We start from the raw sequence: 26,993 nt of genomic DNA, 5'->3' as shown, positions 1-26,993 counted from the left end.
GACACGAGAATCGTGACGCCGCCTCACCCGAGACTTCTCCATGGCGTCTTGAGATACCATGGCTGGCTCAGATATCGCTCGGCAGGAACGGACCGATACGTACCAGGTTCTCCGCGAGGTGCACGCCGCCCAACTGATCCGAGGAGAAATACTCACGCGAATGCAGGGGGACCTGCCAGCGCTCGGACAGACGCGTGAAGAGTGCCCAGGACGCTTCGTTGTCAGGTGTGATGGTGGTTTCGAGGTGGCGCACATGGGCCATCTCCGGGCGCTTCATCACGGCTTCGATCAGACGACGTGCCAGGCCAGTCCCGCGGGCTTTCTCACCGACGGCGATCTGCCACAGGAAGAAGGTCTGCGGGGCATCATTGCGGGTGTAGCCCGAGACGAAGCCGACCACCTCACCCTCTTCATCCGTCGCCACGGCGCAGCTGTCACGGAACTGGGTTGCCAGCAGAACGTACGAATACCCTGAATTGAGGTCCAGCGGCGGGCATGCCTTGACCAGCTCATAGATGCCCCAGCCGTCATCAGTGGTCGGCTGACGGATGAACAGCGGCGTCGTGGCGCGGTTGATCACGGCATCATGGGTGTGGTGGGCAAGGCCCTGAATCGTGGAAGTCATTGTCATGGTTTTCATAGATTATTTCGCAGTTGGCGAATTCGCTATAAACCATAACAAACCGTTATGAGTCTTGCAAACCATAGTTTATTTGCGAAGCGCTCATACATAACGGGAAATTATCGTTTATCACCCCATCGCATGAGCCGCTCCACGGGGCAATCGCCACGCCTCCGCCCACCGCGCAGACGCCAGTCATGCCATGCCCCTATCCTCCATCCCCTATCGCCAGCCGTGCCTGAGTGCAGTAAGCGTCACTGACAGCAGAACGACATATGGCGCCCGCAGGCGCCATATGGAGAAGAAAGGGGATGAAGAGATGCCGTCGCGGCAGGCATCGTGAAGACGTCACATGCGGTCTCTGACGATGTCAGCAGATCCCCTTCGCACGTGTGCCCGAGCGGCAGGTCAGCGTTTCACGGCCGTCGAGGAAGCGGCTCGCCTGGAGGAGGACGCCACGATCTGCCCGAGTTCATCGTGGCGACTGAACTGGATGGCGCAGTTGCGGCCTTCATTCTTGGCAGCATATAGCGCCATATCGGCATTGTGAGTCAGCGCTTCACGTTGATTGCCGTGTTGCGGCGCGATCGCGATACCGATGCTGCACCCCACTTCCAGCTTGTGGTCTTCATAGAGGAAAGGCTTGCCCAATGAATCGATGATGCGCTGTGCCAGCTGGGCAAGTTCACCATGGCGCCCCAGATTTGCCTGGATATCGGCATTGTGGACCAGTACCACGAATTCATCGCCGCCCAGACGTGCGACGAAGTCGTCCTTGCGCACCACCTGGTTGAGCCTTTCCGCGATCACCTTGAGAGCGACGTCACCAGCCGCGTGACCATAAGTGTCATTGATGGGCTTGAACTTGTCGATGTCCAGCATCAGACAGGCCATCTGACCGCCCTCTTCATTGACATCAGCCAGCCACTGCTCGCTTCTCTCATAGAAATGCTGACGATTGGGCAGGCCTGTCAGGGAATCATGCATTGCCAGCTGAGTGATGCGTTTCTTGTAGTTGTTGCTCTCGATGATGTTGTACTTGAACTTCTGCAACGCACGCGCCATCTGGCCGACTTCATTGGTGTGCTGAGTACTGTCGATCACCACGCTGACATCATCATTGGCCAGAGTGTTCATCGTCTGCGTGAGGCGGCGAATCGGCTTGAGCACATAGCGAGCGAACAGCCACATGGAAAGCCCGATCAGCACGGCGATCATGATCAGCGCCAGGCCATTGACGATAGGGGCCAGCGTCGCCAGCAGCTTGAGCGTCTTGCCGACCGCCGCCGAAGTGGCGGCGACGCGTTGATCGCTTTGATGATCCAGGACCGCAAGGCCCTCGATCGCTGGGGCGTCGTCGACCTTGACGCGGGCGTCAAGCTCACTGGCTGACATGCCGGGCTGCTCATCATGTAGATGACTGATCGTCAGCAGGCGCTCGCTGTAAGCCTGAATGACACTGGCGATATCGCGGATCGCACGCTGCTCTGCCACGTTCATGCCCATCTCGCGGTAGGCCGCAAGCGTCTCACGCAGCGACTGGATGTCCTGGGCGGCTTGCTGTCCATAGATGGCGTCCCCGCGCAGAACATAGTTCTTGAAGTGGTGGATCATCTCGCCGTACCCCATGTCCCGACGCAGGTTGGCGACCAGGCGCGCCTTGCCCATGCCATCTTCCAGCGGATTGGCATTGTCACGGGATTCACGTATGGCGACGCTGCGCAGGGTGTCCAGCCCGGACACGGCCAGATAGTCATCCACGACGACCTGTCGGTCGATCTCGCGAACCGACTCATCAGTGGCCATCAGCTGACGAACCTTCAGTACCATGGCGTCGTAACGGTCCAGCGTCTCGTTCAGCCCATGGAGGGCCACTTCTTCCTGTTGACTGATCCCCAGACTCTGGTAGCGGAACAAGGCGCTGCGGGCTGCGCCGATTTCATTCTGGATCTCGGGAATCAACGCCTCATCATGTCGCAACACCAGATTCTTGAAGTCGTGGATCATCCCGCCGAAGCCCATCGACTTGGTAAGCTGGCTCTCCAGGCGTGGCTTGTCGGAACGTGCCTGCTGATATTCGTGCCAGTCCGTTTCCAGTTCTGACACGTTGCGGGTGATGAAAGCCAACACGACCAGCAACACCAGCCCTGCCAGTGCGGAGAGTCCGCAGATGATGATGTTGATGGTACGAAAGCGCATGTTGGCCAGGGTCATGTATGGCGGTCTCTTCACTGGTGGATACGGTCATCGGGCAAGGCGTCAACGTAGGCGCCATCTGCAGCATTCATCTTCACAATACCAGAAATCCTAATACTCGGATGTATTACGCGGGGTTGCTCCCGGTACCAGCTTCCCAATGAAAAGATCCCCCACCGCAACGCGATGGAGGATCTTCATCTGATCAAGCTGGACGGGACGTCGCAGGCCATCGACAGGCGCCTTGAGGCATCACGTCAATGAATCAGTTGTAATAGGCATTGGTCGTATCGGTGTGATCGGTCACGTCACGAATGCCGGCGAGCTCGGGGATGCGTTCCAGAAGCGTCTTCTCCACGCCATCCTTGAGCGTCAGGTCAACGGCCGAGCACCCTTGGCACCCGCCGCCGAACTGAAGCACGGCAACCTGGTCGTCGGTCAGCTGCATCAGCTTGATCTCACCACCGTGTGCCGCCAGGCCCGGATTGATCTCGCTGTAGAGGATGTAATTGATGCGATCTTCCAGCGGGCTGTCTGCATTGACCTTGGGCATCTTGGCATTCGGTGCCTTGATGGTGAGCTGGCCGCCCATGCGATCCGCATTGAAGTCGACCGTCGCCTCTTCCAGGAACGGAACGCTGTGGGTGTCGAGATAGACCTTCAGCTTCGGAAGATCCAGAATCTCGTCCGTCGGCTCTTCTTCTCCCGGGCGGCAGTAGGCAAGACACGTCTCGGCATACGGAGTGCCCGGCTGGGTGATGAAGATGCGCACGCCGATGCCTTCCACGTTCTGCTTCTCGAGCAGCTCGGCAAGATACTCCTGGGCGCTATCGGTAATCTGGATGCTCTCACTCATGGCGCAGAGACTCTCTTGATGTCAGGTGACTAATGGCTCCATGTTAAGGAAATCCTGCTGCACTCGCAATCCTGAGCAAATCACTCGGGTTTGGCGCCATGGGCGCGGCCACTCCCGGGTGGGCTTTCCTAAAGCACTCATGTTGCGCATGAATCATGCTCATCGTGACGATTCTGAGGTCTGATACGATAGCCACATCTGGCAAGGCGAGGATGCCGCGAGCGGCTCCTTCACCAGAGCTTCCCAATAGCAATGAGTTCGCGCCTGTGGCGTGTGGCTTGCCTGGCAAAGTCCTTGCTTGGCAAACAGAGTCACACGTCCGGGAAACAACGCGACAAGTCACGTACGCTGGAGTCCGTCATGGCGCAAGCCCACCCCCCTGTTCCCTATTCCCTGCCCCTGTCTGACGCGCTGAGACAGGCGCTGCAGGAGCGTATCCTGATCCTCGATGGTGGCATGGGCACCATGTTGCAGAGCTATGGGCTGGAAGAGGAAGACTTCCGCGGTGAACGCTTCGCCGACTGGCCCAGTGACATCAAGGGCAACAACGACCTGCTGGCCCTGACACGCCCGGATATCGTCGAAGCGATCCACCGCGCCTATTTCGAGGCCGGCGCCGATATCGTCGAGACCAACACCTTCAATGCGACCCAGTTGTCGCAGTCCGATTACGGCATGCAGGCGTTGGTGTACGAGATCAATCTCGAATCGGCGCGACTGGCGCGCAAGGCAGCCGATGACGTGGCCGCCGAGACCGGCATCCCGCGCTTCGTCGCCGGGGTGCTCGGCCCGACCAGCCGCACCTGCTCCATCTCCCCCGACGTTAACGACCCCGCCAAGCGCAACGTCACCTTCGATATCCTGCGCGACAACTATCGCGAAGCTGCGCTGGCGCTCTTCGAGGGCGGCGCGGACCTGATCCTGATCGAGACCATCTTCGACACGCTCAATGCCAAGGCGGCGATCTACGCCCTGGAGGAGCTGTTCGACGAGGGTCACCCGCGCCTGCCGGTGATGATCTCCGGTACCATCACCGATGCCTCGGGACGCACGCTGTCCGGCCAGACCACCGAAGCCTTCTGGAACTCGGTACGCCACGCTCGCCCGCTGAGCATCGGCCTCAACTGTGCTCTCGGCGCCGAGGAGCTGCGCCCCTATCTGCGTGAGCTGTCCGAGAAGGCCGATACCTTCGTGTCTGCGCATCCCAACGCGGGCCTGCCCAATGAATTCGGCGAGTACGACCAGACCCCGGACGAGATGGCCGAGATCATCCGAACCTTCGCCTCGGAGGGTCTGCTCAACATCATCGGTGGCTGCTGTGGCTCCACGCCGGAACATATCCGCGCGATCAAGGGTGTGGTGGATCAATGCGCGCCCCGCAAGGTGCCCGAGATCGCCAGAGCTTGCCGCCTGTCGGGGCTTGAGCCCTTCAACATCCAGCCGGACTCGTTGTTCGTCAATGTCGGTGAGCGTACCAACGTCACCGGCTCCGCGCGCTTCCGTCGCCTGATCAAGGAAGAGGATTACACCACCGCGCTGGAAGTCGCCCTCGAGCAGGTCGAGAGCGGCGCGCAGGTCATCGACGTCAACATGGATGAAGGCATGCTGGAGTCACAGGAGGCCATGGTGCGCTTTCTGAACCTGATCGCCTCGGAGCCGGATATCTCGCGGGTGCCGATCATGGTCGACTCCTCCAAGTGGGACATCATCGAGGCGGGGCTCAAGTGCATCCAGGGCAAGGCGGTGGTCAATTCCATCTCGCTCAAGGAAGGCGAGGAAAGCTTCCGTCACCAGGCGCAGATCTGTCGACGCCATGGCGCGGCCGTGGTGGTCATGGCATTCGATGATGTCGGACAGGCCGACACCTATGAGCGCAAGATCGAGATCTGCGAGCGCGCCTACCGATTGCTGGTCGAAGATATCGGCTTCCCGGCCGAGGACATCATCTTTGACCCCAACATCTTCGCCATCGCCACCGGCATCGAGGAGCACAATAACTACGGTGTCGATTTCATCGAGGCCACGCGCTGGATCCATGCCAACTTGCCGCATGCGATGATCTCCGGTGGTGTCTCCAACGTGTCCTTCTCGTTTCGCGGCAACAACCCGGTGCGTGAAGCGATCCACTCGGTATTCCTCTATCACGCCATCCAGGCGGGTTTGAGCATGGGCATCGTCAACGCCGGCCAGTTGGCGCTCTACGATGATCTACCCGATGAGTTGCGTGAGGCCGTCGAGGATGTGGTGCTCAATCGTCGTGATGACAGTACCGAGCGTCTGCTCGACATTGCCGACAAGTACAAGGGTGATGGCAGTACTGGCGAGAAGAAGGAAGATCTCGAGTGGCGCAGCTGGCCAATCAACAAGCGTATCGAGCACGCGCTGGTCAAGGGCATCACCACGCATATCGAGGAAGATACCGAAGAGGCGCGGGTCCAGGCGGCGCGCCCCATCGAGGTCATTGAAGGCCCCTTGATGGATGGCATGAATGTCGTCGGTGACCTGTTCGGTGCCGGCAAGATGTTCCTGCCCCAGGTGGTGAAGTCCGCACGGGTCATGAAACAGGCGGTTGCCCACCTGATCCCCTTCATCGAGGCAGAAAAGTCCGGAGACACCCAGGCCAAGGGCAAGATCGTCATGGCCACCGTCAAGGGCGATGTCCACGACATCGGCAAGAACATCGTCGGCGTGGTGCTTCAGTGCAACAACTATGAGGTGATCGATCTTGGCGTGATGGTACCCGCCGAAAAGATCCTGCAGACCGCCATCGACGAGAAGGCCGATATCATCGGGCTTTCGGGCCTGATCACGCCATCACTGGACGAGATGGTCAGCGTCGCCAGGGAAATGCAGCGTCGGGGCATGCAGTTGCCGTTGCTGATCGGGGGCGCCACCACCTCCAAGGCGCACACGGCGGTCAAGATCGAGCCACAGTACGAGCATCCGGTCATCTATGTCACCGATGCGTCGCGCGCCGTGGGCGTGGCGTCTCGTCTGCTGTCACCCGAGCTCAAGCCCGACTTCGTCGATCAGGTGCGCAGCGAGTATGCCGTGGTGCGTGAACGCAATGCCAAACGACGCCCGAAGGCTGCGGACCTTGACTATGCCCAGGCGCGCAAGCGCCGCTTCCAGCCTGACTGGGAGAATTACACGCCGCCGGCGCCAAGTTTCACGGGCCTCAAGGTCTTCGATGGGTATGATCTCAACGAACTGGTCGAGCGTATCGACTGGACGCCCTTCTTCATGAGCTGGCAGCTGTCAGGCAAGTATCCGAAGATCCTGCAGGATGAGGTGGTCGGAGACGCCGCGCGTGCCCTGTTCGCCGATGCCAGAGAAATGCTGCGCAAGTTGATCGATGAGAAGGTGCTGACCGCACGTGGGGTCATCGGTTTCTGGCCAGCCAACTGTGTCGACGACGATACCCTGGAGGTCTATGCCGATGAGTCGCGTACTCAGGTCATCGAGCATCTCCACCACATCCGTCAGCAGATGACCAAGAACCGCGACGGCGTCTGTCACAGCCTCGCCGATTTCATCGCTCCCCGAGACAGTGGCAAGCCGGACTGGATCGGTGGCTTCGCCGTCACCACCGGGCATGGGGCGGATGAATTGGCCAGACAGTACGAGGAGGCTGGCGATGACTACAACGCCATCATGGTCAAGGCGTTGGCGGATCGTCTCGCCGAAGCCTTTGCCGAGCGCCTGCACGAACGTGTCCGCAAGGAGTTCTGGGGATATGACGCCGAAGAAGTGCTCGACAACGAGGCACTGATCGCCGAGCGGTATCGGGGCATACGCCCGGCGCCCGGCTACCCGGCCTGTCCGGACCACACCGAGAAGGCCACGCTGTTCCGCATGCTCGAACCGGAGACGCATGCCGGCATGGTGCTGACCGAGAGCTTCGCCATGTGGCCTGCCGCCGCCGTTTCCGGCTGGTACTTCGCCCATCCTGAGTCGAAGTACTTCTCCACCGGCAAGATCACCCGGGACCAGGTGCTGTCATTGGCGGAGCGCAAGCGCATGCCACTCGCCGAAATGGAGCGCTGGTTGTCACCGGTACTGAGCTACGATCCGGACAACGCCAGCTAGATCAGGTCGTACGAAGATTTGCCGACAGCCGGCAAGCATATCTCGCATGATCATGCAAAGGGCACCTGCCAGCGCAGGTGCCCTTTTGCGTGGGGCTGGTTGACTCAGCAGAGTCTCGGTCAGCGTCATGCATCGGATGCTGCCTGTGACACCTCACGCTATAATGGCCTCCTTTGTCCTTCCCTGCCCTCTGACCTGCGAGCCGTCTGTGTCCCTGTTCTGCGCATCCATCCCGTCTGTCCTGCCCTGCGCGGGGGCATCGTCTGAAGGTGACTCTGGTGATTGCCGGCGGCGGTATTCACCGGCGATGGGGCGTGCGTGATGTTGCCTGAACGCCAACGCAGCCTGAGAATTCTGAAGCTGGCACTGCCCATCATCGGTGGCATGCTCTCGCAGAGCCTTCTCAATCTGATCGATGCCGCCCTGGTAGGACAGCTTGGTGAGACGGCGCTGGCCGGAGTCGGGGTCGGGGGCTATGCCATGTTCATGGTCACGGCCTTGATCTTCGGGCTGTCATCCGCCGTGCAGGCCCAGACCTCTCGACGGCTGGGAGAATCTGCCCCCGAACGTTGCGGCGAAGGGCTGAATGCCGGACTGATATTGGCATTGTCGGTGGGCATTCCCGTGATGTTGGCCTGCCATCACTGGGCAGACACCTTGCTTCGTCTGATCAATGACCAGCCTGAGGTCCACGCAACGGCCACCTCTTACTTCCAATGGCGCGTCGCCGGCATCGTGCCCGTCGCCATGGCATTCTGCTTCCGCGGATTCTGGAATGGACTTCAGCGCACCGGTATCTATCTGCGTATCATGTTGATCACCCAGCTAATCAATGTGGTGTTGAGCATCATCTTGATCCATGGACTCTATGGCGCCCCCAGGATGGGGGCCGATGGTGCAGGTGCCGGTACGACACTGTCCCTCTTCGTGGCATTGGGCCTGTGGGTGCAGGCGACCCTGGGAGAGCGCAGACAACATGGCGTACTGCATGCCTGGCCGCCACTGAGACACTACCTGACGCTGCTCAAGCTGGCGGTGCCCCATTCCTTCCAACAGCTGTGGTTTGCGGCGGGCTATGCCGTGTTGTTCTGGATTCTGGGTAGGATCGACGCGGCCAGCGTGGCGGTGGGTCATGTGCTGGTCAATCTCTCCCTGCTGCTCATTCTGCCAGGAGTCGGTCTGGGGCTGGCGGCCATGAGTCTGGTGGGTCAGGCGTTGGGGCGCGATCACCATGAAGATGCCCATCGTTGGGGATGGGATACGGTGCGCATCGCCCTGCCTTGCCTCATGCTGCTGGGATTGCCGCTCTGGGCGGCACCGGAAAGCGTGCTGGGCCTCTTCCTGCATCGCCCGGAGTTGATCGCGCTGGGCAAGCTCCCGTTACAGCTGACCGCCGTGATGATCATCATGGACTGCGCGGCCATCGTGCTGGCTCAGGCGTTGCTCGGGGCTGGTGCCAATCGCACGGTCATGACCGCCACCCTGGCCATCCAATGGCTGCTCTTCCTCCCGCTTGCCTGGTGGTTCGGGGTGCATCTGGAGGGTGGATTGCTGGCCATCTGGTGCACTCAGCTCGGGTATCGAATCTTCAACTCTCTTGTCTTCAGTGCCATCTGGCAACGCAGAGAGTGGCAGTTGCTGCGGCTCTGAGCCTCGCCCTCTTTCTTCATCAAAGGGCCGTGGTGGCCTTGTCCTGTCGACCTCGAGATCGCCACGGGGGCATCACCGCCACGTGGATTCCCTTTCATCTGGCATCGCCCCTGAATCGGTCTGGAGGACCGAAGCGTTGAAATCGGGTGATAGCGCACGGTTGTTGAGGCGTATGACATGCTGTGGTCTGGAGTATGTTGGTCATACTGTAAATCCTTGTCATCGGGTGCCGACATGTCGATCACGTCAAAGTCAGGAGGTTGGATCAAGAGTGCGCGGCGATGGATTCCCGTCGTTTGCGTCATGGCATTCAGCCCCCGATTGCCGCTGCTTCGGCCCCCCTCCCACCAGTCCTTGATGTTGCCTCGACCAGCAGTCACTCGAACATGACCAGGGTGGCCGACGAGATGCCCCCCACGGCGGCGTCCCTCGCGCCCGGGCGAAATCTGACCGCCGTCTTCGTCAATCCGGGGCTGCCTGGGGAACGATTCTGGAACATGGTCACGGCGACGATGCAGGCAGCAGCTCGAGACCTGAATGTCTCGCTGGAAGTCGTATATGCCGAGCGAAATCCCATCCTCATGAAACGATTGGCAAGCGCGGCCCTGGCGCGTGCAACATCCCCGGACTATCTCGTGCTGGTCAATGAGGAGCAGGCCGCTTCCGACCTCCTGCCTCTGGCAGATGGCGGCTCATCACATATCGTGATGCTGTTGAACGGCTTGACCCCGGAGGAGCAGACAACTCATGGCGTCCCGGGCAGTGTCCACCCCTCCTGGATCGCCAGCGTCATTCCCGACAACCATGGCGCCGGGAGAAGGATGGCCAGCGAATTGATTGACGCAGCGCGTATCTATCCGCCCGGTGAAACGCGCCACGGGCTCGCCTTGATCGGCGATACCAGAACGCCAGCCTCCATCGCTCGCAATGCCGGGATGTTGAATGGCTTTGCTGAGCATGATGTCGTCAAGATGACGCGCATTCTCGAGGCACGCTGGAACCTTCCGGATGCTGAGCGGCTCACGCATCACTATCTCCAATGGGCCGAACGCTCGGGATTGCACAATACCCTCATCTGGGCGGCAAACGACGCCATGGCGGAAGGTGCCGTCCGAGCGGTTGAAGCCAGTGGCATGCAGCCGGGCAAGGATGTGCTGATCGCGGGTCTCAACTGGTCGCCCGAGGGCATCGCCATGGTGATGGACAAGCGCATGGTGATGTCAGATGGCGGGCATTTCATGGCGGGAGCCTGGGCGATGGTGATGTTGAGAGACCACGCTGATGACACCCACTGGGCCCCCAGAACCGTGCACTTCCCGATGAGCCCCATCCATCAGGGAAATGTCGATATCTACGGCCCGTTGCTGATCCAGCCGGACTGGGAAACGGTGGACTTCACGCGCTTCAGATTGCAGACAATGGAAGACGACTACGCGTTTGATCCGATGGCAGTGTTGGAGCAGATGAAAGTCTCGCCTGCGCCACTCGAACGACAGGACTGATCGAGCAGATCATGGTGTGGCCCCGGGAGAGGAACACGTCAGATCACCCGTCGCCAGGCAGCCCTCTCCCCTTCAGCTCGCCAGCCGCGGGGATCGACTTGCTTCCTGACAGCCTGTCACACGCGATAATGGAGTCATCATGAGATTGACGCGACCTTCACTGGCTTCACGATGTTCGAGGATGTGCCGTGCCCTTGCCCTGTTGGCATTGATGTCCATCTCAACGATGACTCAGGCCGAGAGCTTGCGTCCCATCAAGCAGGTCGTGTTTCTGAACCCCGGATATTCCACGGAAACGTTCTGGGCCCAGGCGATCATCGCTGCCTCGACGACCGCTGAATCCCTGGGGATGCATCTGGAAGTCTTCAGTGCCAGACGCAACACCGACGAATTCATTCGACTGGGAAAGCAGGTATTGAACCGAGAGAGCCCTCCGGATCTATTGATCACCACCAACAACCATGGACTGGCGGTTCCATTGATCGAGATCAGCCATGCCGTGCGCGTGCCCATGATCATCATCGTCAATAGCCTGACCCCCCGCCAGGCCAGAGCGTTGGGCAAGCCACTTGGCCGATATCCCTACTGGCTGGGCAGTGTTTCGCCTGATCATCAGCAAGGGGGGCACGACAGCATGGTGGCACTCATCAATCGCCATGACGTCTTGCATGGCAAGTCGGATGGTCGAGGCATCGCTCTTGTCGGAGGGCTGCATGACGAGGCGACACGACTCCGGGTGCGCGGTGTACAGGACGCGCTTCTCAGAGCCCCCCATCTGTCCCTGGATCGGATATTTCAGGCCAACTGGAGTTATGAGGATGCCTACCGAAAGGTCGAAAGCTACTTGAGACATCAAACAGACGCCCGCCCCCTTCGCATGATATGGGCGGCCAATGACCTGATGGGCATCGCGGCCATTGATGCCCTCAAGCACAATGGGCTTCGCCCGGGCAAGGATGTCGTCGTGGCTGGCATGGGATGGACCCGTGCCGGAATCGATCACCTGCGCTCAGGAGAGATGGAGGTCAGTGCTGGCGGAGGCGCCCTGGCGACCGCCTGGTCACTGGTCCTGCTCGCCGCGGTACAACAAGGAAGCCTCCAGGCACGTGATATCGGCACTCGCTATTACACCATGGGGATCGCGCTGGCTGGGGACCCGGAGGCCTTTCTGGACAGGATTCCTCTGGAAGTGCTTGCCCTGCAACCGATGGATCATCTGATCAATGAGGTCGCGACACTTCCCCCTGATGCCTCTCCCTTCCTTCCGATGCCCGCTCATGCCACTTCATCGTCCAGCGTTGCAGCACCGAATGCACTGACGGCCGCCCATCAGGGAGCACGCCGCCATGCGCAATGACGAGACACAGGACAGGCCTCACGACACGACAGAGGCGCATGAGGGTCATGAGGGTCATGAGGGCCACGATGCCTCGCCCCTGCGCTGGCGGATATTGCGCGTGCTGGCGCCCCTCATCCTGTTGATCTGTGCAGTCAGCGGCGTCGTGGGTTATTCACTGTATTCAAGTGAAACCATCGAGCACATGCACGAAGATCATCAAGAGATGATGAACATCACGGTATTGTCCCTGCCAAGTGCGATCTGGAACTTCGATGACGATGTCATTCACGCCTATCTGGAAACGCTGAGCAGTCACCCCAGCGTGCATGCAGTGCGCTACTACAACCATGAGGGCACTCTCGTCGAGGAGATCACCAAGCCGGGCGACGCCCTGGACCCGATGATACATTCCCAGGAGCTGGTCTATCGCAATTCTCTCGTGACGCAGGTCGTGGGGCGACTGGAGATGGAAAGCACCAATGCTCCCTTGCTTGCCAAGCAATACCAGGGAGGAGCGCTGCTGTTCGTTATCGCACTCTCGATCATCATCTGCGTTCTGCTGATCGTTTCCTGGCAATTGAAACGCTACGTGATGAACCCTCTCAACCGGGCGATCGCCAGCATGCGTCAGCTGGAGAATCCGCAGACGGCATTTCGCAGGATCCCGCTCACGCGCTCAAGAGAGATCAACAAGGTCATTGCACAGCTGAATAGCCTGGGCGAGCGCATCTTCATCATGATGGAGGCGCTGCGTGACAACGAAGAGCGCTATCAGCATTTCTATCGCGACACCCCTGCACTGCTCCTGGTGATTGATGCTCACGGTACGGTGCTGGATGTCAGCCAGAGGATGCTCGAGGTAACGGGGTGGAAGCGAGAGCAACTGGTGGGATCGCCCTTCGATACCTTGATCATCGGCCAGAATACTCATTGTATCGATCGCATCAGCTCGGCGCTTCGCAAGGGGGACGCGTGCGAGAACCAGGTGATGACCCTCAAATGCCTCTACGAAGAGGACCGGCAGGTACAGGTGGTCATCCCGTCGGCCACCAATGACAGCGAACGCGGCACCATGATGCTGTTGTCGGACGTTACCGAATTGAAGCGGACCCAGAAGCGATTGCTGGAGCATGAGCTGATCGACCCGCTGACACAGCTGCCGAATCGTCTGGCCCTGAACTCACACCTTCAGACACTCATCAATGGCGGGGCTCCCTTCGGACTGCTGCTGGTCAACATCGATCGTTTTCACAGCATCAATCACCACCTCGGCCCTGTCGACGGCGACATCCTGCTCAAGGAAGCAGGAGAACGTCTGAAGAGTTGCACTCCAGCCTGGATGGGTCGCTCCGGCGGAGATGAATTCGTCATGACCTGTGACACAAGCGAATTGCGCGCCCTGGCGCGTCGGATTGAACTGGCCTTCTCGACGCCGCTTCTCAAGGCGGGGGAGCCCATCAATCTCAGCCTGAGCAAGGCAGGGCTTGAAGTTCGCCAGGATGATGAGACGCCCAGTCGTCTGATGCGCCTGCTCGAGCGCACTGTCATGGATATCAAGCACAAGGGAGGCAACCAGTACCGACTCTGTGTACGCGACAGCGCTCTGGAGGACGGTGAGCCATTGTTCCTCAAGGAGCGTCTGATTCGCGAGGCCCTGACCAGAGGTTGGCTCTGCCTTTACCTGCAGCCCATCTTCCAGGCGCAAAGTCCTGATCTCGATGCACCATCATTGCTGGGGGCGGAGGCACTGGTGCGTATCCATCACCCAGACCTTGGCTTGATTGCGCCCAATGAATTCATTGCGGCAGCGGAGAAGACGGGGCAGATCATCGATATCGGAAACTGGGTACTGGAAGAAGCGGCCGTCATCTTGAGTGAATGGCAAAAGCAAGGTATCGAGACTCGTTACCTGTCCGTCAATGCCTCTGTCATGCAGTTCAGGGATCAGGGCCTGCTGCACAAGCTCGAATCATTGATCGAACGCCATCCGATACGTCCTCGGCAGCTGATCATCGAAGTGACCGAAAATCTGATGCTCGACAATGAGGACAGCCTGCGCTTTCAGCTGGAGGCGATTCGTAAGCTGGGCGTGAATCTGTCATTGGATGACTTCGGTACTGGCTTTTCATGCCTTTCCTATCTTCACAACCTGCCCTTCGGCACCTTGAAGATCGACCGCTCGTTCGTGATGAACGTACAGACAAGCCGGCGAGACAGGGAGCTTGCACGCATCATCGTCGACATGGGGCATTCGCTTGGCATGCAGGTCGTCGTGGAGGGAATCGAGGCACGGGGTCAGGCAGAGATCTTCAGGGCCATGGGAGTGCGCGCCTTCCAGGGGTATCACTTCGCGCGTCCGATGCCCCTGCAGGCCTTCAATGCCCGGTACTCTTCGTCAAGTGAAACCCGCATGTGTCTTCTTCGGGCGGCGACACCCGACGATCAGAACCGCGACCGCCAGATAGGCACGGGCCGTGACGAGGATTGACGGCAGCAACATGATGTCATTCAGGGCCAGACGCGCATATTGCAGCCTCTGGCCTTTTCTTTCGTTCTTGCCGTAGGCACACTCATGGCATCTTCTTCATAACCCTATCATCGAAAAGTATGATTATTTATTCTTTTAAAGAATAAAAGATAGGGAGTAAGGTGACCGCAGCATCAACAAGACTCGCATCAGTGGTCGCCCACCTGATGCCCGACCGCAGGACACCCCTGACATGTATCGGTATGACACTTACGACCAGACCCTGGTCGACGAGCGGGTAGCTCAGTTCAAGGACCAGATGGACCGCTATCTGGCCGGCCGCCTGGGTGAGGAAGAATTTCGTCCCCTGCGCCTGCAGAACGGCCTCTACATTCAGCGTCACGCACCGATGCTGCGTATCGCCATTCCCTACGGCATGCTGAGCGCTGCACAGTTGCGCTCACTGGCTGCCATCAGCCGTCGCTATGACCGTGCCTATGGTCACTTCACCACGCGTCAGAATCTGCAGCTCAACTGGCCGAAGCTTGAAGATGTCCCGGCGATCCTCGCCGAGCTGGCCCAGGTCGAGATGCATGCGATCCAGACCAGCGGCAACTGCATCCGCAATACCACCACGGATCAGTTCGCCGGTATCGCGCAAGACGAGACGGTGGATCCGCGTCCCTGGTGTGAGCTGATTCGTCAGTGGTCCACCCTGCACCCGGAGTTCGCCTATCTGCCGCGCAAGTTCAAGATTGCCGTCACCGGCGCCAGCGCGGACCGTGCCGCGATCCAGGTCCACGATATCGGCCTGCGCCTGACACGTGGCGAGGATGGTCGCGTCAAGGCGACCGTGCTGGCAGGTGGCGGCCTCGGTCGTACCCCGATGGTCGGCGATGTCGTGCGGGAAGATCTCGATTGGCAGCACCTGCTGACCTATCTTGACGCCATCGTCCGCGTCTACAACCAGTGGGGCCGTCGTGACAACAAGTACAAGGCGCGCATCAAGATCCTGGTCAAGGCATTGGGCATCGAGGAGTTCCGCCGTCGTGTCGAGGAAGAATGGGCACACTTGAAGGATGGCCCCGAGACACTGACAGACTCGGCGGTTGCCAAGGCGACCGAGTACTTCCCGGAACCGGCGCGTCGTGCCGTCGGCGAGGACGCGATTGCGGCCTACGAGACACTGCGTAGCGAGAATCGGGCCTTTGCCCGTTTCGTGACCAACAATGTCGTCGGCCACAAGGTCCCGGGTTACAAGGCCGTCACCTTGTCGCTCAAGCGCCGTGAACTCGCGCCGGGCGATGTCACCGCTGATCAGATGGACGCCGTGGCCGACCTCGCGGAAGAGTACGGTTTCGGTGAACTGCGTGTGACGCACGAGCAGAACCTGGTGCTGTCAGATGTGCCGGTCGATCAGCTCGAGAATCTCTGGAAGGCGCTGGACGCGCTGGGCATGGCCAATCCGACCGTTGGCACCCTGGCCGACATGATCTGCTGCCCTGGCGGTGACTTCTGCTCACTGGCCAATGCCAAGTCGATCCCGATCGCCCAGGCACTGCAGGATCGCTTTGAAGACCTCGATTTCCTGTATGACCTCGGCCCGCTGGATCTGAACATCTCCGGTTGCATGAACGCCTGCGGCCACCACCACGTCGGCAACATCGGCATTCTCGGTGTCGACAAGAAAGGCCAGGAGTTCTATCAGGTCTCGCTTGGCGGCCGCAGTGATGACAACGCGACCATCGGCAAGATTCTCGGCCCGTCGTTCAATGCCGAGGACATGCCGAACGTCATCGACAAGGTGTTGCAGGTATATGTCGAGCAGCGACTGGAAGATGAGGTCTTCGTCGATACTTACCACCGCATCGGCATGAAGCCGTTCAAGGAGCGGGTCTATGCCTGAGGTGACAGCGGAAATGACGTCAGCACGTGAATTGACTGATCAGCGTCAAGGCGGAGTCATCCGTCAGAACCAGCTGGTCCCCGAGGACGCCTGGCAGGTCGTGCGCCTTGATGAAGACGGTAACCTGCCAAGCTACCAGCAACCTGCCCTGCTGCCTCTGGCACACTGGCAGGCGCTGGTTGACGCAGGTGAAGGGTCTGACCAGCTTGGCCCCTGGCTTGCCAGCGATACCGAGCTGACACCGGAGCTGGGAGAAGCACTTGCCACTGCACCGCTGCTGGCAGTCGATTTCCCCAACTTCAATGATGGGCGTGGCTATACCCTCGCCCGCCTGATGCGAGAGCGGTATGGCTTCCAGGGCGAAATTCGCGCCATTGGCGATGTGCTGGTCGATCAGCTGCATTACATGAGCCGCTGTGGCATCGACGCCTTCCAGCTGCGCTCGGACCAGTATGTGGAAGATGCCTTGTACGCGCTGTCCATCTTCAGCGTGAGTTACCAGACAGGTATCGATCAGACGAGTCCGCTGTTCTCTCGTCGCTGGTAACCCTGACGACTAGCCAATGAAAGGCCCCGTGAGCTGGATGTCACCAGTTCACGGGGCCTTTTCGTTTCTGGTCACCTCTTTCGTTGCAGACCTTGTCGTGGTATCGGCCTATATCATGGTATCGATGCCTATCGACAGGTCACGCCGCCATCACCGTGGCCAGCAATGCCATGCCCCCGACCAACAGAGCAGCCATCACCAGTCCTACCACCAGAAAGTCCAGCGCATGACCATGCTCGAAGTCACGTTTGCGGTTGGCTTCCTTCTGAACGCCGATGAATGCAGCAAGCACGGATTTGACTTCGTTGATCATGAGCACCTCCCAGAATGACGCATATCAATATGGTGGTGGAACAACGCTGCAAGGCGTGGCGGCAACCCCTGCGGAGAACTACGATGAGGTGATGCTGCCTTTCGCGTCACATGCGGACCTGAATTCACTATTGGCCAGAATCTACTCGAATACCAGTGAATCATGACACGGACGGGACACAAGACAGCAGCTTCCAGTGCATTATCCAGCCGCTGAAGGAGCTATCTCATGGAACTTTCCGTCGTGCCATCTCTGCCTTTCAAACCCTTGACGGCCCATCCGCTGTCCTGGATGAACCGTCCTGATGATCTCGTGCACCCTCTCGCCCCCTGGATGCGATGCCAGCAGGTCATCTGGTCGCTGGGGTTGCAGGCCTATCAGCAGGAACTGGCCTTCATTCAGCTCTGTCAACTCAAGGGGCTTGAGATGACTCAGGCGCTATTGGCAGGTGACTGGCAGGAGGCTCGGACCTCGCCTGAATTGCTTGGCAAACTCGCCGGGGATGTCACCGAGCATGCGCTGACTCGCATGAAGCGACTGCAGACATTGAATGAAGAATTGCAGGATGCCATCTGGGAAGAGATCTGACTCGCATGACAGGAGTCTCCCCCGGTCTCCACGCAATGTGCCGGGGGAGAGATCACGCCAGAAATGCACAGCGAAAAGGAGCCTCTGGCGATGGCAAGGAGACTGGCGCCGTGAGGATGGAATGTGACGATTCAGGCAAGGACCATGGATGACATCAATCCGTCCGTGTCTGGAACTCACTGAGATCGCACAGCCAGGCATGTGCCGTTTCACGATCCAGCCCGAATTCCGCGATCAGGCTCTCCAGACGCGCATTGAATTCAGCCTCACGCGCTTCAGCCGGGTCCGTTGCCTGGGGGCTGCTTTCTGACGTGGCGGGGGGAGTCGAGGGACGATCCAGCGCATTCAACTCTTCAGCCAATGCCTTTTCAAGTTCATCAAACAAGGCACGCTGCTTGCGGGCGCTTGCGATGACCTTTTCATCATGTCGGTTCATGCATGGTTTCCACTATTGATCTTGTCGACAACAAGAAGAGAGGCTGAAACATTCAAGACAGCAAAATATCACACTATGCCCAAGGCTTCTGCAATGTCATATCGGCAACATGGGGGAGTAACGGAACCAGTAGGCAACCCCTTGGGAAGAAAGCCGTCAGGGAAGTGATATCTTCTTGAAAGCCATGAAGAAAGCGCCTGTCATCATGCCCATTTCCCACCATGCTAGCAAGCACGCAAGGGCCGCAGACCCGCCGCCTTGAGACGGCAATACCCAGGCAATCTCCCCATGTTGGGCATGGCGTTGACCAGACGCGCGGTGCGTGATCGACAAGCAACGAACGCTTTGTCGTTGTGGTGTATCCTCAGTGTACGAAAAATACACGGATGATGTATCTGATGATCAAGGATAATGATCTTTCCTCAGACAACACACCACCAGGGCGGTCTTTCCTTGACGCCACGCGAGAATTCGCCGGCCTTTCGATTCGGCACTGGTTGGGTCTGGTAGCGCTCTCAGGCGTGGTGCTAGGCCTGGTGTTGATCATTCTCGAAAGAGACAGCCGCGAGATGGAAGCGCTGCATGCGGCCTCCACGCGTGACCTCATCACGAGCGAGAGGCGTCTGCAGGCAAGCCTGCTGGTCGAGCAGACGCTCGGCGTGATTGCCTCACGGCATCGAGATTACGAACATCGTCTGCAGCGACTGATGATGACGACGATGCGAGCCCCCTTCCTGGGAATCACCCACCTTACCGGTCGAGATCGGTCCTATATCAGTACCGAGCTCCTGCGTCAGTTCCCTGATCTTCGCATCAACCCGGATTGGATCGATATCGTTCAATTGCCGAGCAATCTCTATCCGGAATGGTGGTCCACCGAACTCAATCTGCGCCTGCACACGAGCAATGACATTCCTCACTTCCTGCGTGGCACGGACGCAGGCCTGATCTTCGCCATCCCGAGCCAGCAGGGCCTGGGCAAGGATGGTGAGGTTCGACGCCCTCGCAACACCGCCTCGACCATCTGGACCCTGATTCATATCGACCCGCAGATGGTGGCATTCCTGGTCGCCAACGAGCTTCGTCAATCCCTGCATGCCAGCCTGGACAAGGGAGAGAGTCGCTATGTCTGGATCAATGAAATTCTGGATCCGACGGGCGGCCCCGGCTACGCCCGTCGCCTGATTCACCCGCTCTTGCCCGGCACCGAAGGCACGCTGCTCTCCACCGAGCATCGGGACAGCAGTGGACGCCAGCCTTACAAGACCGAACTCGAGGGTGTCCTGCAGGGAAGTGGCATCTTCTTCGATTACCGCTTCCCCCGCTCCCGTGGGGGGCCTGAAGAAGACAAGACGACCTATGCCGCGCTGTATCCACCCTTCCAATGGATCGTGGCCAGTGGGGTCTACATGGGCGACATCAACAATGCGGCCCTGACAGCCCACGCGGACATCATGCAGGAGAAAAGTCGTCTGGAGCGCTGGCATCTCCTGCTGACCCTCGGTGCCTGCCTGCTGCTGTTCCTGGCCATCGGTCATGCCCTCTTCCGGCAATCCCGCACCCGTCAGCGTCAGATGCGCCAACGCATGGGGCGTCTGGAAAACGAGCTTGAGCAGCGCGGTGAGGACAGGCTGATCAATACCCTGCAGATGATTCGCAATGAACGCTGCCCCCAGCGTGAAGGCAATGACCTCATCGTCGCCGAATACGTGACGGCCATCGCCAGAGAGCTGGGGCTTGAAGAGGCGCAGATCAGCGCACTGGAGCGCACGGCTATGCTCCATGACATGGGCCGACTGACACTTCCCGACACGCTGCTCAAGCCGATGGCGCAGCTTCAGTTCGATCAACAACAGTTGTTGCGTCAACAGGCGGATATCGGCAGCCGAGTGTTGAGAGAAGCGCTCAATGCGCCTCTGGAGGCCAGCCTGCTGAGTGAAAGCCAGCACTACATGCCTTACCGCCAGACGGACTCGGGGGCGGCCTTGCTTTCGCGGTCTGCCAGTCCCGCGATCCTGGCGCTGGTCGTCCAGGTCCTGGAGCTGGTGAGATACTCGGGCCTGACTCAGGCGGAGGCCATCAGTGAAATCGAGCATTGCGCCTACCAACCCTTTGCGCCGGACATCCTTCAGGCGGCACGCAGGGTGTTGACCCGCAAGCCGCTCCCCAGGGCCGAGCCACGCAGCGCGATTCCCGGCCCGCGTCAGATCGAGCGCTATGCGGATCAGTGGCGTGACCAGACGACCGGTTGCTTCAACCGTGCCTTGCTGGAGACCTTGCTGGCAGGCTTGCTGCATGAAGGGCATGTCACTGTGCAGGGGATAACGCTTCACCATCTCCAGCTCGTCGGGACGCAGTCCCCTCTCACTACGGACCGGCAATTCGGTCCCCATCTGAATGCCTGTTTGTACCCGCTCAAGGTGTTCCATCTGGCCCCTGGCCACTTCGTGGTCCTGGAAGACGAGACCGAGGAAGCCTCGAACGTTCCCGTGCTGACTCCAGCCACTCAGCAGCAATTGAGGAATGTACTCAGGACCTTCGAGACAGACGCGGAACTCGTCACCCGACAGAGACTTCTGTCCGGTGATGAGTCACTCAAGGACTGGCGACATCACATCGATCAGCTGATCGCTGATGACTGATGATTGATGGCAAGGTCTGAGGGGAGTCGACCGATCCCAGCGGCCTGCCCGAAGTCTCGCCATACCCCCTCCCCACCTCTCAAGGCGACCTGGCCTGCCGGCAACGACCAAAGTTGCATTCGTTGAGGCTTGTTCAAATGTCTGACATTTATTAAGGTTCATTCAGACATTTACCGTAGCTTGCCCTGCGCACTACGTCAGCCACGAGGCCTCGCGTGACCATCTCTCGCCCAGACCCACTCTCTGAGACTTCCAGCGATACAGCGCCGGATCAGGATTCCTCTCGCCAGAAAGATTCACTGTCGCCGGCCATGACGGGCTCCAGACAGCCCGTAGCCAGCATGGAAGCCATCGCTGCCTGCCTGGCGCGTGAAATTCTGGCCGGCAAGTTCGAGCCAGACGACAACTTCCCGCGTGAAATGGACCTCTGCAAGCGCTTCGATGCCAGCCGTAACCGGCTGCGCAATGCACTGGCCCAACTGGTGGGGGCCGGGTTGCTGGAGCGCACTGCCGGCCGTGGCACCCTGGTGCGGCCGATGAGCGAATGGCAACTGCTGGATCCACTGATGAGCGACTGGATCAGCGGACTGGAAGGCATCAACCCTGCCCTGATGCGTGAGATCTACGCCTTCCGGCTGTCCGTCGAGCCCTATGTCAGCGCCCTGGCGGCGACCAAGGCCAACGCCCAGGACCTCGCAAGGCTGGAGCGCGCCTTCGAGGGAATGGTCGCGACCGCCAATGACGAGCAGCAGGCAGCTCACAGCGAATTTGACGTGGCGTTCCACGAGGCCATCTACCGCGCCACCCACAACCTGGTGTGGGCCCAGCTGGGTAGCTTGCTGCGCCCTTCCATCAGCCAGTTGATCGAGTCCTCCCAGCAGGCGGCACAACAGCACGACCAGGCCCATCACCGTGCCAGTCTCGAGCGACATCGCGCCGTGATGGAAGCCATCCGCCTGCGTCAACCGGACATGGCGCGTACCTGTGCCGAGCGCGTGCTGGAAACGGCTGCGCGCGATCTCGGATTCGGCCTTGATCACCCGCGCCTCGAGACGCCGCGCTTCTGACCCACGACTTTTCCTTCTTCAATGCTTTCCAAGCTCGACACGAGCGTCATCCCAAGGAATCTCGACATGAAAATCACTCGACTCAAGACCTGGCAAGTTCCGCCACGCTGGTTGTTCCTCAAGATCGAGACCGATGAGGGCTGCTATGGCTGGGGGGAACCGGTCATCGAAGGGCGCGCCGCCACGGTGGAAGCCGCGGTCCACGAGCTGTCGGATTATCTGGTCGGCCAGGACCCGCGCAACATCGAGCACCTGTGGAACGTCATGTACCGCGCAGGGTTCTATCGCGGCGGCCCTATCCTGATGTCCGCGATCGCCGGCATCGACCAGGCCCTGTGGGACCTGAAGGGCCGTGATCTGGGAGTGCCCGTGCATCAGCTGCTCGGCGGCCCGGTGCGCGACAAGATGCGGATGTACGCCTGGACGGGCGGCGATCGCCCGTCAGAGGTCGGCGCAGGTGCCAAGGCGCTGGTCGACCAGGGCTTCACGGCCTTCAAGATGAACGGCACGCCGGAGATGCAGATCGTCGATTCCCACAAGAAGATCGATGACGCCGTGGCGCGTGTCGCCGAAGCGCGTGATGCGGTCGGCCCGGACGTGGGGATCGGCATCGACTTCCATGGCCGCGTGCACCGCCCGATGGCCAAGGCGCTGCTGCGGGAACTGGAGCAGTTCCACCCGATGTTCATCGAGGAGCCGGTGGCACCTGAGCACCTGCCCGCGCTCAAGCATATCGCCGAGGGCATCGCGACGCCCATCGCCACCGGCGAGCGCCTGCACACCCGCTTCCAGTTCCGTGACCTGCTGGCGGACGGCATGGTCGACATCATCCAGCCGGATCTCTCCCACTGCGGCGGCATCAGTGAAGGCTTCAAGATCGCGACGCTGGCCTCGGCCTATGACGTGGCCCTGGCACCGCACTGTCCGCTGGGCCCGCTGACGCTGGCGGCTTCCCTGCAGCTGGATGCGGTGTGTCACAACGCCTTCATCCAGGAACAGAGCATGGGCATCCACTACAACAAGGACAACGACGTCCTGGATTACCTGGTCGACAAGGACGCGCTGGCGATCAAGGACGGATTCTGCGCCATTCCCCAGGGCCCGGGGCTCGGGGTCGAGATCGACGAAGCCTTCGTCGAGGAACGTGCCAAGGTCGGGCATCGCTGGCGCAACCCGGTCTGGACCCACGAAGACGGCTCCGTCGCTGAGTGGTAATGCCGAGCAAGCCGCAACGTACACACTGACAACACAGACGCCATGCCAGGACAGGCTCTCTGTCGAGAGTCTGTCACGCTGCAGAAGGGACTCATCATGACCCGTACCACATCACTCCATACTGAACTCCCCGCCTTCGCGGACTTTCGCTACCCGGACCTGGCGGGTGCCAGTGTCTTCATCACCGGCGGAGGCTCGGGTATCGGTGCCGCATTGACCGAAGGCTTCCTGGCGCAGGGTGCCAAGGTCGCCTTCGTCGGGTTGTCCGATGCCAGCGAATTCTGTGACGCCATGGAGGCCCGATACGCCAATCGCCCCCTGTTCATCCGCTGCGACATCCAGGATATCGAGGCATTGCAGGCGGCTGTTGCACAGGCGCGCGAGGTCCATGGGCCGATAGGCGTTCTGGTCAACAATGCGGCCCGTGACACTCGCCATACGCTGGAGGAATGGACGGTGGAGCAGTGGGATGAATCCATCGCCACCAACCTGCGTCCCCAGTTCTTCACCGCTCAGGCGGTCGCGGCTGACATGCGGGCACTGGGAGGCGGCGCCATCATCAACCTGTCTTCCAACAGCTACATGCTGGGGCTGGGGGGCTATCCCACCTACGTCACCGCCAAGGCCGGCATCATGGGGCTTACCAAGGCCCTGGCGCGTGAACTGGGGCCAGACGCCATTCGCGTCAACTGTCTGATTCCGGGCTGGGTAATGACGGAGCGTCAGCGCGAGCTGTGGGTCAATGACAAGGACTTGAACGAGTGCATCGACCAGCAGTGCCTCAAGGAAGCGATTCCGGTCGAGGACATGATCAATCCTTGTCTGTTCCTGGCCTCCACCGCCTCACGCATGATGACCGGCCAACCGATGGTCGTGGATGGAGGTCGAGTGTGAGCGCCGTCCATGCCCTCCCCGCCTGGATCGCCGTGGATTGGGGCTCCAGCAATCTGCGTGCCTGGGCGCTGGATGATCAGGATCGGATCATCGCCCAGGCAAGCAGTGCCCGCGGCATGCTGGGTCTGGCGAGCGATGAATTCGAGGATGTCCTGCGGGTGGTGATCAATGACTGGCTGCCCGAGGACTCCAACTCAAGCATGCCGGTGTTGATCTGCGGCATGGCGGGCGCACGCCAGGGCTGGGTGGAAGCGGCCTACCTTCCGGTCCCGGGTGAGCAAGCCCCTGCCATCGATGTCCTGTCTGGCCTGGCAGAGCAGCTGACCCATGTGGCAACGCGCGACAGACGTATCGCCGTCACCATCGTGCCGGGGCTGTGTCAGCACCAGCCGGCCTTTGATGTCATGCGCGGCGAGGAGACACAGCTGGCGGGTCTGGTCGCCGCTCAGCCGGGCTATAGCGGAGCCGTCTGCCTGCCCGGCACCCACGCGAAGTGGGCACAGCTCGAGAACGGGTCGATCACGGGCTTCACCACCTTCATGAGCGGTGAACTCTACAAGCTGCTCAGTCAGGATTCGGTCCTCAAGCACTCCGTGGCGGGAGGGGATCTTGCCGATGAGCCACAGCGTCAGGCATTTCTGGCAGGCATCGATGCGGCCATGGCGGAACCGGCGCGCATGACGGCGGCGCTGTTCGGCATCCGTGCGCGGGATTTGCTCGATGAACGCCTCGATGATGAGGCCTCGCGCGCAGCCTTGCTGGGTGCGCGGCTTTCCGGTCTGGTGCTGGGCCTTGAGCTGGCCGGTGCCACATGCCTGCAGCCGCAAGGGTCGCTGATCACCTTGATCGGTGATGACACCTTATGCCAGCGCTATCGGATCGCACTCGAGCATCTGGGCTATCGCGTCAGCCTGGCCGCCAATGCCGACATGATTCTGGCCGGGCTCGGGCGCATTCATCACGCCTGTCAGGCACGCCTCGCCACTGACTGACACCCCCATCTTCCCCTGGAGACTTCCATGAGCCTTCCCCTGGTTGCCATTCTGCGCGGCGTCACGCCGCAGGAAATCATCGCGATTGCCGACGAGATCATCGCGGCGGGCATCACCCGTATCGAGGTTCCGCTCAATTCGCCCCAGCCGCTGGTCAGCATCGCGGCGCTGGTCAAGCACTGTGCGACGGCCCATGACGGCCAGATCCTCATCGGTGCCGGCACCGTCCTGACGCCGGAGCAGGTGCGGGACGTGCACGGCGTCGGTGGTCGGCTGATCGTGTCGCCCAATGCCGATGTCGAGGTCATTCGCGAGAGCCGCCGCCTCGAGATGGTGTCCATGCCAGGCATCGTCACGCCGACGGAGGCCTTCGCGGCCCTCGCCGCCGGCGCCTCAGGTCTCAAGCTCTTTCCGGCGACCCAGGTCGGTATCGTCAACATGAAAGCGATGCTGGCCGTGCTGCCCAAAGGCACCGAGCTGTATGCCGTCGGGGGCATCGGCAGTGACAACTTCGCGCAATGGCGTGCGGCGGGTGTCCATGGTGCAGGTCTGGGAACGGCCATCTACACGCCGGGTCTGACGGCTTTTGACGTCGGTGAACGAGCACGCAAGCTGGTCTCCGCCTGGACCGCCGCCGACTGAGCCCCGGTGGCTCTCCCACAGGATTCACGAGGAGTAACGGATGACACGATCGACCTGCCTGGGCACGGCTGAGCGCCTCGTGGCCAGCCACTGCGAGCTGGGAGAAGGCCCCGGCTGGACACCCGCGACAACCACCCTGCCTGCGCGGGTGCGCTGGCTGAACATCCTCGCCGGCGAGCTGCATCACGCGGCCGCGGATGGCAGTGATCACGTCATCACTCAGCTTGCGCGCCGCACCTCCTATGCGGCGGTCACCCTTGAAGGCGACTACCTGCTGGTCGGGGAAGGCATGCTGTCACGCTGGAACCCCGAGACAGGCGCCGTGGAGGATGTCATGTCCTTCGAGGCGGACGCCATGCCCGCGACACGCAGCAATGATACTCGAGTGGATACCCACGGCAGTCTGTGGCTCTCGAGCATGGGCTGCAACGCCGAGACCGGAGCTGGCAGTCTCTACCGCCTGCACCGCGGCAAGCTTTGCAAGCTCATGGATGGGCTGACCATTCCCAATGCGCTGTGTTTCTCGCCGGATGGCCGCTTCGCCTATTTCACCGACACCGTTACCGGTCAGGTGATGCGCTGGCCGCTGGACGCCGATGGCTGGCCACTCAAATCAGCAGGTGAAGGGTCAGCACGTGAAGGGTCGGCAGGTGAATACGACGCCCCCGAAGTCTGGGCCGACCTGCGCGATTGTGGCGGTGGCCCGGATGGCGCCGTGATCGACGCCGACGGCCATATGTGGATTGCGCTCTGGGGGGCCGGCCGCGTGGCAAGGCTGGATCATGACGGCAAGGAAATCGCCCATGTGGCCCTGCCGGTCAGCCAGCCCTCGTGCCCGCTGTTCGGTGGTGAGGGGCTGAGCACGCTGTATATCACCACGGCGCATGAGGGCATGGCCACGCCGGATCATGCGGCGGGTGATGGTGATCTCTTCGCGCTGGACCTGTCAGCACACGGCTTCAAGGGACTGGCAGAAGCGCCGCTGGTGCTGAGCTGACACTGCCATTCCGTCTCTGATTCTTCTTTATTT

The 26,993-nt window shown here is 60.4% G+C and carries 20 protein-coding genes; 15 read left to right on the top strand and 5 right to left on the bottom strand.

Annotated features, from left to right (window positions below):
- Window positions 1-67: 67 nt before the first annotated feature.
- The 3 genes from ectA to nfuA all read right to left on the bottom strand — a co-directional run bounded on the left by ectA (window position 68) and on the right by nfuA (window position 3,674).
- Complete coding sequence (ectA, locus tag BFX80_RS09215; RefSeq protein ID WP_077376377.1) at window positions 68-625, bottom strand: diaminobutyrate acetyltransferase; 558 nt, start codon at window positions 623-625, stop codon at window positions 68-70.
- Between the two features lie 405 nt (window positions 626-1,030).
- On the bottom strand, window positions 1,031-2,836 hold the full coding sequence (locus BFX80_RS09210; RefSeq protein ID WP_084208674.1) for a diguanylate cyclase domain-containing protein: 1,806 nt from the start codon (window positions 2,834-2,836) through the stop codon (window positions 1,031-1,033).
- A 247-nt stretch (window positions 2,837-3,083) separates the two neighbouring features.
- Window positions 3,084-3,674, bottom strand: coding sequence for a Fe-S biogenesis protein NfuA (gene nfuA / locus BFX80_RS09205; RefSeq protein ID WP_077376371.1), 591 nt, complete (start codon window positions 3,672-3,674; stop codon window positions 3,084-3,086).
- A 360-nt stretch (window positions 3,675-4,034) separates the two neighbouring features.
- On the opposite strand from nfuA, the gene metH reads away from it, so the two are divergent.
- From metH to BFX80_RS09170, 7 genes are all read left to right on the top strand, one after another.
- Complete coding sequence (gene metH / locus BFX80_RS09200; RefSeq protein ID WP_084208673.1) at window positions 4,035-7,763, top strand: methionine synthase; 3,729 nt, start codon at window positions 4,035-4,037, stop codon at window positions 7,761-7,763.
- A 321-nt stretch (window positions 7,764-8,084) separates the two neighbouring features.
- Window positions 8,085-9,413, top strand: a complete 1,329-nt coding sequence (locus BFX80_RS09195) for an MATE family efflux transporter (RefSeq protein ID WP_084209709.1) — start codon at window positions 8,085-8,087, stop codon at window positions 9,411-9,413.
- A 386-nt stretch (window positions 9,414-9,799) separates the two neighbouring features.
- Entirely contained in the window at window positions 9,800-10,915 is a 1,116-nt protein-coding gene (locus BFX80_RS09190; RefSeq protein WP_167593012.1) for an ABC transporter substrate-binding protein, read from the top strand.
- A gap of 211 nt (window positions 10,916-11,126) precedes the next feature.
- The gene (locus BFX80_RS09185; RefSeq protein ID WP_167593011.1) at window positions 11,127-12,272 is read left to right on the top strand and encodes an ABC transporter substrate-binding protein; all 1,146 of its coding nucleotides are present in this window, start codon (window positions 11,127-11,129) and stop codon (window positions 12,270-12,272) included.
- On the top strand, window positions 12,262-14,742 hold the full coding sequence (locus BFX80_RS09180) for a putative bifunctional diguanylate cyclase/phosphodiesterase (protein WP_084208670.1): 2,481 nt from the start codon (window positions 12,262-12,264) through the stop codon (window positions 14,740-14,742). Before BFX80_RS09185 ends, BFX80_RS09180 begins: the two co-directional genes overlap by 11 nt.
- 232 nt (window positions 14,743-14,974) lie before the next feature.
- Complete coding sequence (locus BFX80_RS09175; protein ID WP_077376353.1) at window positions 14,975-16,627, top strand: nitrite/sulfite reductase; 1,653 nt, start codon at window positions 14,975-14,977, stop codon at window positions 16,625-16,627.
- On the top strand, window positions 16,620-17,174 hold the full coding sequence (locus BFX80_RS09170; RefSeq protein ID WP_084208669.1) for a DUF934 domain-containing protein: 555 nt from the start codon (window positions 16,620-16,622) through the stop codon (window positions 17,172-17,174). Before BFX80_RS09175 ends, BFX80_RS09170 begins: the two co-directional genes overlap by 8 nt.
- 139 nt (window positions 17,175-17,313) lie before the next feature.
- On the opposite strand, the gene BFX80_RS09165 is transcribed toward BFX80_RS09170, so the two are convergent.
- A complete protein-coding gene (locus BFX80_RS09165) occupies window positions 17,314-17,487 on the bottom strand; it encodes a DUF2970 domain-containing protein (RefSeq protein WP_077376348.1) in 174 nt (57 codons plus the stop codon).
- A 228-nt stretch (window positions 17,488-17,715) separates the two neighbouring features.
- On the opposite strand from BFX80_RS09165, the gene BFX80_RS09160 reads away from it, so the two are divergent.
- Window positions 17,716-18,075 (top strand): hypothetical protein, encoded by a 360-nt coding sequence (locus tag BFX80_RS09160; RefSeq protein ID WP_084208668.1) that lies wholly within the window; start codon window positions 17,716-17,718, stop codon window positions 18,073-18,075.
- 154 nt (window positions 18,076-18,229) lie between these two features.
- On the opposite strand, the gene BFX80_RS09155 is transcribed toward BFX80_RS09160, so the two are convergent.
- Window positions 18,230-18,511, bottom strand: coding sequence for a hypothetical protein (locus BFX80_RS09155; RefSeq protein ID WP_084208667.1), 282 nt, complete (start codon window positions 18,509-18,511; stop codon window positions 18,230-18,232).
- Window positions 18,512-19,047: 536 nt separating this feature from the next.
- On the opposite strand from BFX80_RS09155, the gene BFX80_RS09150 reads away from it, so the two are divergent.
- The 7 genes from BFX80_RS09150 to BFX80_RS09120 all read left to right on the top strand — a co-directional run bounded on the left by BFX80_RS09150 (window position 19,048) and on the right by BFX80_RS09120 (window position 26,960).
- The gene (locus BFX80_RS09150; protein ID WP_205632687.1) at window positions 19,048-21,153 is read left to right on the top strand and encodes a cache domain-containing protein; all 2,106 of its coding nucleotides are present in this window, start codon (window positions 19,048-19,050) and stop codon (window positions 21,151-21,153) included.
- Window positions 21,154-21,494: 341 nt separating this feature from the next.
- Window positions 21,495-22,220 (top strand): FadR/GntR family transcriptional regulator, encoded by a 726-nt coding sequence (locus BFX80_RS09145; RefSeq protein WP_167593009.1) that lies wholly within the window; start codon window positions 21,495-21,497, stop codon window positions 22,218-22,220.
- A gap of 66 nt (window positions 22,221-22,286) precedes the next feature.
- The gene (gene dgoD / locus BFX80_RS09140) at window positions 22,287-23,435 is read left to right on the top strand and encodes a galactonate dehydratase (RefSeq protein ID WP_077376333.1); all 1,149 of its coding nucleotides are present in this window, start codon (window positions 22,287-22,289) and stop codon (window positions 23,433-23,435) included.
- Between the two features lie 96 nt (window positions 23,436-23,531).
- Complete coding sequence (locus BFX80_RS09135) at window positions 23,532-24,329, top strand: SDR family NAD(P)-dependent oxidoreductase (protein ID WP_084208665.1); 798 nt, start codon at window positions 23,532-23,534, stop codon at window positions 24,327-24,329.
- Entirely contained in the window at window positions 24,326-25,321 is a 996-nt protein-coding gene (locus tag BFX80_RS09130; RefSeq protein ID WP_084208664.1) for a 2-dehydro-3-deoxygalactonokinase, read from the top strand. Before BFX80_RS09135 ends, BFX80_RS09130 begins: the two co-directional genes overlap by 4 nt.
- A gap of 27 nt (window positions 25,322-25,348) precedes the next feature.
- Window positions 25,349-25,963, top strand: coding sequence for a 2-dehydro-3-deoxy-6-phosphogalactonate aldolase (locus tag BFX80_RS09125; RefSeq protein ID WP_084208663.1), 615 nt, complete (start codon window positions 25,349-25,351; stop codon window positions 25,961-25,963).
- 40 nt (window positions 25,964-26,003) lie between these two features.
- Window positions 26,004-26,960: an SMP-30/gluconolactonase/LRE family protein gene (locus BFX80_RS09120; protein WP_084208662.1), complete on the top strand. Its 957-nt coding sequence runs from the start codon at window positions 26,004-26,006 to the stop codon at window positions 26,958-26,960.
- The last annotated feature ends 33 nt before the right edge of the window (window positions 26,961-26,993 follow it).

The organism is Cobetia marina (assembly GCF_001720485.1).
Lineage (GTDB): Bacteria > Pseudomonadota > Gammaproteobacteria > Pseudomonadales > Halomonadaceae > Cobetia > Cobetia marina.
Note: the sequence above shows the minus strand (reverse complement) of the source record. Positions and strands in the feature narration are given on the sequence as shown.